Source organism: Flavobacterium daejeonense DSM 17708 (assembly GCF_000425425.1).
Classification (GTDB): domain Bacteria; phylum Bacteroidota; class Bacteroidia; order Flavobacteriales; family Flavobacteriaceae; genus Flavobacterium; species Flavobacterium daejeonense.
Genome location: NZ_AUDK01000016.1, coordinates 100,988 through 108,884, shown reverse-complemented (window position 1 = coordinate 108,884; position 7,897 = coordinate 100,988). Strand labels below are relative to the sequence as shown.

The 7,897-nt window shown below is 36.2% G+C and carries 6 protein-coding genes; all 6 read right to left on the bottom strand.

The features are described 5' to 3' along the window. A partial coding sequence (locus H599_RS0112085) for a sodium:solute symporter family transporter (protein ID WP_026714376.1) occupies positions 1-1,228 on the bottom strand: 1,228 nt, incomplete at its 3' end. Between the two features lie 233 nt (positions 1,229-1,461). After that, positions 1,462-2,475, bottom strand: a complete 1,014-nt coding sequence (gene galE / locus H599_RS0112080; protein ID WP_026714375.1) for a UDP-glucose 4-epimerase GalE — start codon at positions 2,473-2,475, stop codon at positions 1,462-1,464. 24 nt (positions 2,476-2,499) lie between these two features. After that, a complete protein-coding gene (locus H599_RS0112075) occupies positions 2,500-3,552 on the bottom strand; it encodes a UDP-glucose--hexose-1-phosphate uridylyltransferase (protein ID WP_026714374.1) in 1,053 nt (350 codons plus the stop codon). Between the two features lie 5 nt (positions 3,553-3,557). After that, positions 3,558-4,724 (bottom strand): galactokinase, encoded by a 1,167-nt coding sequence (gene galK, locus H599_RS0112070; protein WP_026714373.1) that lies wholly within the window; start codon positions 4,722-4,724, stop codon positions 3,558-3,560. 45 nt (positions 4,725-4,769) lie between these two features. After that, entirely contained in the window at positions 4,770-5,768 is a 999-nt protein-coding gene (locus tag H599_RS0112065; RefSeq protein WP_026714372.1) for an aldose epimerase family protein, read from the bottom strand. 116 nt (positions 5,769-5,884) lie between these two features. Then, on the bottom strand, positions 5,885-7,897 hold the full coding sequence (locus H599_RS0112060; RefSeq protein WP_026714371.1) for a DUF2264 domain-containing protein: 2,013 nt from the start codon (positions 7,895-7,897) through the stop codon (positions 5,885-5,887).

Genomic DNA, 7,897 nt, shown 5'->3' with positions numbered 1-7,897 from the left:
ACATTACCGCTAAAACCATTGAAGCAAATACAGCCAAACGACCAATGTTTACCTGTTGTCTTTCTCCGGCATTTTTTTGAATGTATTTTTTATGTACATCTAAGGTATAAATTGTAGAAATACTGTTTACTTTTCCAGCTAAAGAAGCTACGATAGCTGCTGTTAAAGCCGCAACCGAAAGTCCCTTTAAACCTGTAGGCAAGAAAGTTAACATCGCTGAGTAAGCTCCGTCTTTTCCTCCAACTAATTGTGGTAAATGTCCTCCTTGGTATAAAACATAAGCCGCAATACCTGGTAACATTACAATTACAGGCATTAATAATTTTAATAATCCTGCAAATAAAATACCTGTACGGGCTGTTTGTAAATCAGCTCCCAAAGCTCTTTGTGTGATGTATTGGTTACATCCCCAATAGTTCAGGTTGATAATCCAAATACCTGCCAAATATGATAAAACTCCAGGGAATGTCAAATATTTATCAATTTCTAATTGCGTAGAAGTCGCTGTCGGTCTTGGGATAATCATTTTAAAATGCTCCGGAGCTTCCTGCATCAAAACATTGAATCCGGCAATGGCATCTTTTCCAACACCAAAATATTCTCCTACGGTTGTTAATGCAATATAAGAAGTTACTAAACCTCCAATAATCAATACAGCAACCTGAATAACATCGGTATAAGCTACCACTTTCATCCCTCCCAAAGAGATAATCAAAGCAAAAACAGCCAATCCTAACATGATTACATGAAGGTAATCTCCTCCGGCCAATCCGTTAATAGCAACAGCTCCTAAGTATAAAATAGAAGTTAAGTTTACAAAAACATACAAGAACAACCAGAAAACCGCCATAATCAAAGCCGTCGTTTCATTATAACGAGTGGTTAAGAATTGAGGCATGGTGTAAATCTTATTTTTCAAATAAACAGGAATAAACCAAATCGCAATGATAATCAAAGCAATTGCTGCAATCCATTCGTAAGCAGCAACGGCAATTCCTAAGAAGAATCCTTCCCCACTCATTCCGATAAACTGCTCCGCTGAAATGTTAGAAGCAATTAACGAAGCTCCAATGGCCCACCAGGTCAATGTTCCTTCGGCTAAGAAATACGCCTTAGCATCGTGTTCGTTTTGTTCACGCTTGCGGTAAACAATGTATCCGTAAACCGATACAATTAGAAAGTAAATTATAAATACTGCATAATCTGCAAATTCGAGACTTGAGCTCATAAGAGTTATTATTTAAAATTAATAATTAGTTAATATCACTGTCCGCTAAGCGGACTCAATAAAGAAATAGACCACGGATGATACCGATTGAACAGATAAAAACGGATTTTTTATCTGCTTTTGTAAATTATAATCTGCGAAAATCCGTTAAAATCAGTCCCGATAGCTATCGGGATTGTGTGCCATTCTCAATAATTAGTATAAGAAACGGATACTCATATTGGTTAATAGCCTTAACTTCTGATTTTTTGTTCCCATTTCCAGGCGCTTTCCATTGCTTGTTCTAAAGTAGATTGGGTTTTCCAACCCAAAACATCATTGGCTTTTGTGGTATCGGCATACGCCAAAGTCACATCACCTTCTCTCCTGTCTACAATTCGATACGCTAATTTTTTACCACTTACTTTTTCGAAAGCGTTGATAACTTCTAAAACAGAACTTCCTACTCCTGTTCCAAGGTTAAAAGTTTCTACTTTGTCCTGATTCTTTTTATTCAATAAGCGTTGCAAAGCCACCACATGCGCTTTTGCCAAATCAACAACATGAATATAATCACGAATACAGGTTCCATCTGGTGTAGGGTAGTCATTGCCATAAACCAGTAATTCTTTACGCAATCCAATTCCTGTTTGGGTAATGAATGGCACTAAATTTTGTGGAATTCCTAAAGGCAATTCGCCAATTTCAGCAGAAGGATGTGCCCCGATTGGGTTGAAATAACGCAACAAAATAGCGTTGATTCCACTTACCTTAGCCACATCAGTGATGATTTCCTCTCCTATTTGTTTGGTGTTTCCATAAGGAGACATAGCTGGCTGTACTTCTGAACCTTCATTGATAGGCATTGTTTTGGCCTGACCATAGACCGTACAGGAAGAACTGAAAATAAAATTAGCATTTTCCTTTTTCTCTAATTCCTGCAATATATATACAAGGGCACTAATATTGTTCTCGTAATACAACAAAGGATTACCAACGCTTTCACCAACAGCCTTAGAAGCCGCAAAATGAATCACTCCATTTACATCAGCATGTTTTTTGAAAAAATCCTGAACAGCTGCTTTATCTCTTAAATCCAGTTTTTCAAAAAGTGGTTTTTTACCGGTAATTGCTTCAATCCCTTTTAAAACGTCTTCAGATGAGTTTGATAAATTGTCAATAACAACCACCTCAAAACCTTCATTTTGCAATTCGACTACCGTATGCGAACCTATGAAACCTAAACCTCCCGTAACTAGTATTTTCATAATTTGTTTTATTTAAATAACAGTCTAACTGTTTTGTTTATAATGTACCTCGGATAAGTTTCGCAACATTTCGGCACTTTTCTCCGGTGTAATGTCTCTTTGAGATTCTCCCATCATTTCGTAACCTACCATGAATTTTTTCACAGAAGCCGAACGTAACAAAGGCGGATAGAAATGCATGTGAAATTGCCATTCCGGATGCTCCTCACCATCTGTTGGAGCCTGGTGAATTCCTGATGAATATGGGAAAGATGTTTCGAAAAGATTATCATACTTTGTTGTTAGTTTTTTCAAAACTTCAGCAAAAGCAGCTACCTCATCCTCTGTAAAATCAGTAATTTTAGTAATATGACGTTTGCTGATAATCATCGTTTCGTAAGGCCAGATGGCCCAAAAAGGAACGATAGCAGCAAAATGATCGTTTTCAACTACAACACGCTCTTTTACTTTCAATTCTTCATTTAGATAATCCTGCAACAAATTTGTTCCATTTTTATCAAAATAAGCTTTTAAATTATCCTGTGTTTTTTGAACCTGAGTTGGCAATGAAGATTGCGCCCAGATTTGTCCGTGTGGATGCGGGTTACTACATCCCATTACACTCCCTTTGTTTTCAAAAATCTGTACGTGATTGATGTAATCTACACTTCCTAAAGTAGTGTATTCTTTTTGCCAGGTATGAATAATATTCACAATACCGTCCACATCCATTTCCGGTAAAGTCAAATCGTGTCTTGGTGAAAAACAAACCACTCTCGAAATTCCTCTTTCCGGTTGTGCTTTAAAAAAACTTCCTTCTGCATTTCCGTCAAAAGCAATTGGGTCTTGCTTTAAGGCTGCAAAGTCATTTTCGAAAACAAAACTGCTTTCATAAGGCGGATTTACTTCGCCATTAGCGCGAACATTTCCGGCACATAAATAACATTCAGGGTCATATTCTGGTAAAGCAACCGTATTTACCGCTTCTTTTTGCCCTTGCCATGGCCTTTTTGAACGGTGTGGCGAAACCAAAACCCATTCGTTAATCAAAGGATTGTACCTTCTGTGCGGATCTTCATTAATATCAAACTTTCTCATGCTCATTATTTAGTGTATAGTGATGTTCCGTTACTTACTTTAACGTCGTAAATTTTCAATTCGATTCCGAAAGCTTCGGTATATAATTTTGAAAATTTATCTTTAATTTCCTGTTCGTGTCCTTTTTTAACTAAGTTAATTGTACAGCCTCCGAAACCGCCTCCCATTAATCGGGAACCAATAACTGCCGCTTCTTCCTTAGCCAAATCTACTAATAAATCCAATTCTTCGCAGCTCACTTCGTAATCTTTAGACAAACCGTCGTGTGTAGCAAACATTAACTCTCCCAACAATTCAATTTTTCCATTATCCAAAGCTTCACAAGCCTGAATCACACGGTTGATTTCTTTTACTACAAAAAGAGAACGTCTGAAAACGTCATGACTCATTTTGTCTTTCAAATCAATAATGGTTTGCTCTGTACAATCTCTAAAACTTTTTATCTCAGGGAAATTAGCTTTTACAATAGCAATTCCTTCTTCACATTGCTGTCTTCTTTCGTTGTAAGCCGAAGTCATTAGCGAATGCTTCACATTTGAATCAAACAAAATCAACGAATAATCAGCAAAATTAGCATCGTGATAGGTATACTCTAAAGTGCGGCAATCAATCTTGATCACTTTGTTTTCCTGCCCCATAACGCTGGAGAACTGATCCATAATTCCGCATTTGATTCCCACCCAATGTTCTGATTTTTGTCCTAACAAAGCAATATCGATTGGTTTAATATTCAAATTAAACAAATCGTTCATACCGAATAAGAAACCACATTCTAAAGCCGCCGATGAAGACAAACCTGAACCCACAGGAATATTACTGCTGAAAACACAGTTTACCCCTTCAAACTGGAATCCGTTCATTTTTAACTGATTGATAATTCCTCTGATGTAGTTTGTCCATTCGTTTTTGTCTAAACTTACCTCAGCCGTAACATCAATTTCAAACTCATCATTCAGGTCTAAAGCTACTACTCTGGAAGTATTGCTATTGTTTTTTGCAAAAGCAAAGCAAATAATTTTATCGATAGCCGCCGGCAAAACATATCCGTCATTATAATCAATATGTTCTCCGATAATATTAATCCTTCCAGGAGAAAGCACTATTTTATCCGGCTCATTACCAAAGATTTCTTTAAAAGAAGCCGCCGTTTTGTTAATTAAAATATCATTCATTAGTTAAAAATTGGTATAGTGTTATATTATTTTGATAAAAACTCTTTACAGAGCTTCGAATTTATAAGTAGTTTTTTGAGTGTAAACATCGCCTTTTTTCAAAACGGCACTTGGAAAATTAGGATGATTGGGTGCATCAGGGAAATTTTGTGTTTCAAAACAAATTCCGCTTAAAGCGTGGTAACTTGCATTTTCTTTTCCTTTTAAATCCGGACCACAATTTCCGCCCACATAAATATGTACTCCCGGCTGATCGGTGTAAACGTCCATTTTTAAATTGGTCTTTGGACTAAACAGCGTCGCTTTTACTTCGTCATTGTTCTCAACTACAAAAGTGTTGTCGATAATTGCCGGACATTTTTTAGCTGTTCTGTAATCAAAAACCGTATTAGCCACTTCCAGAATATTTCCCGTTGGAATACAGTCTTCTCTCGTTTCTACTACTTTTTGCGCATGCACCACCAAATCCTGATTGCTTACATCTGATTGATGTCCGTCCAAATTAAAATAGCTGTGATGTGTTAAGTTGATTACTGTATCTTCGGTAGTAGTGGCTTTATAATCCAGAATCAATTCGTTTTCTTCCGTCAAAGTATACGACAAACTAACTGATAATTCGCCCGGATAATTTTCTTCTCCGGCAGCACTTACGTAACTTAAGGTAATTGAAGGATTTTCGCCTTCATTCACTGCTTCTACATTCCATATTTTTTGGCTAAAGTTATCAATTCCGCCGTGTAAAGAATTAATCCCATTGTTAATGGCTAATTGATACGATTTTCCGTTTAGTTCAAATTTACCTTCGCTAATTCTACCCGCATAACGTCCCACAGTAGCACCTAAATAAGGTTTTCCTTCCAGTTGAAAAGATTTTTCGTAGCCTTCCACCGTATCAAACCCTAAAACCACATCAATTAATTGATTATTTTTGGTTGGTATTTTTAAAGAAGTCAAGGTAGCTCCATAAAGAATTACTTTAGCTACTGATCCTTTTGCATTAGTTAATTCGTAAAATTTAGCAGAATTATTTTCAGACACAGACATAAATTATGGTTTATTTTTATTAATTGGTTGAGAACGCAAAAATAGAAATAAACCGCATTAAACTATACCACTACCTACCAGTTTTTAAAATTAGCCACTAGATAAAAAATTAACTTTTAGTTAAAGTTCACCAACTTAGTTGTCCCATCAGTAAACTTAATAACCACTCCGGAATAATTAGTTTCAATACTTTTCACCGGAAGCAATTCTTTCTTACTCCATTTTTCACCAGATTTCTTCCAAAGCATTAAAGTCGCATAAATAGTAGATACTTTATCATTAGGAATAGCATTTGCTACAAGATTAATCACCGAACTTTCATTGCTTTCCGGATGCAAACCTTGCGCTTTAACAACTTCGGATTTTTCCCAACCTAATAGAGAAACCATCGCTAATTGGTATTTACCATTATCAATAATGGTTACTTCGTGCCCTTTTATTTTTCTTTTTACAACACTAATTTCTTTATTCAATTTAGGCAAAGCATAATGCCCCAAACGCATTGATATAGCTTTATCCGAATTATTCTTGTCTACTCTTAAAATGCCATTTGCCAAAGGAATATCAGCCAGACTGAATTTAATATTCTCATCTGTTTCTAAAACTACATCACGGTAATAGACTTCGTTTTCAAATTTCTTAAAAGTGTATAATCTAAAGGCTTCCCAATTATTATCTTTATTTTTGACTACATAATTCATCGCCACTTCACCATTAGCTCCATCTGCTTGCCAGGGAAAAGCACTATTATAAGACAAACGATTATAATTTTCGGTAGAACGGAATTTTTGCCAGTCGTTTTTCACCTTTTCATGGCACCAGGCTCTCACTTCCGAAGCGCCTATATTGGGATAATCAGTAATTAAAATCTGAGAATCCCCTTGGTATTTATTGTACACTTTATCATTTTGAAATTTATTTTCCCAATCCCCATTATTCTCTTTAGCCGTCCAAAAAGGATTGTTATCCGGAACCAACAAACCTAAAAAAGCTTTTCCCATCCAATACACACTACCCCGACAACTGTAGATTTGAACAGCAGGTTCAAAAGCTCCGTAAAAACCTAAAGCAGGAACGTTGTCTTTCATAAAATCGGGATGGGTAAAAAATTGTTTAATGACGCCTGAAGCTATGCGACGCATCCAACCAAAATTAGTATTTGGGTCATTTTGAAAACCCATTAGTGGAAAAGGAATAATCGCACCGGTTCTGTAACTGATACTTCTGCCCCACATAATCATTTCCCCATTTTTACTGAATAAATTAGGATAATTGTATTTCAAATCGCTAAAATTTTGTTCAAACTGAGCAGCAATCTCCGGATAATGTGTCTTCCCAAAATACTCCGACCAAATCATCCCATACATCTGGAATGCCCACATACTATAATAATCGTAGGCCGGACTATCATTGTACCAGCCATTGCCTCTATAAGCTTTAAGAGATTTTTGCAAATACTCCACAAGTAATTTCTCATTGACAACATAGCCTTGTTCTTTGAAAAAACTTAATACAAAAATGTTAAAAAACTTCCAGTTGGAATCTACAGTTGGTCCGTCTCCAAAACTCAACATCGTTTTTGCCAGTTTATCTTTTTGCTCCTGTGATAACGGATTCCACAAAACTTCAGGATTTGTAAGCATAGAAACTGCTAATGCTCCAAATTCGACTAATTTTTGATTAGGCCCTCCGTTTTTAGGTCGTGGCTCGATATAAGAAGCACTGGAGGGATCAGATAATTTTTGGATCTGGTAACGATAGTAATCAGCTACTTTTATATTATTAATAATCAATTCTGGATTTTCTTTCAATAAGGGTGAAGCCACAAACAATGTACGACAAAGTCCTTCTAGCTTTTCTGTTGGAACCTGACTTTCATTTACCGGATAACTTTTTCCTTCCTGTTTGGGAAATCTCATCGGATCATCTAAAGAATGTACATAACTAAAAGCACCTTCGAGCAGGTACATGGCCGCATCTTTCCAGTGCTGCTTAGTCATTCCGGTATAAGGACTCCGTTTATAATCCGGATTTACAATTTGAAATACATTATTATTGCTTTCTTTTTTTTGTGCAAACAAAAAAGTACTAAAAAAAACAGTTAAAAATAAAAGACTGGATTTATTCAT

Coding starts and splice junctions, on each gene's coding strand:
- galE (WP_026714375.1), bottom strand. CDS start 2,475: ATGAAAATACTAGTTACGGGAGGTTTAGGTTTCATAGGTTCGCATACG.
- H599_RS0112075 (WP_026714374.1), bottom strand. CDS start 3,552: ATGAGAAAGTTTGATATTAATGAAGATCCGCACAGAAGGTACAATCCT.
- galK (WP_026714373.1), bottom strand. CDS start 4,724: ATGAATGATATTTTAATTAACAAAACGGCGGCTTCTTTTAAAGAAATC.
- H599_RS0112065 (WP_026714372.1), bottom strand. CDS start 5,768: ATGTCTGTGTCTGAAAATAATTCTGCTAAATTTTACGAATTAACTAAT.
- H599_RS0112060 (WP_026714371.1), bottom strand. CDS start 7,897: ATGAATAAATCCAGTCTTTTATTTTTAACTGTTTTTTTTAGTACTTTT.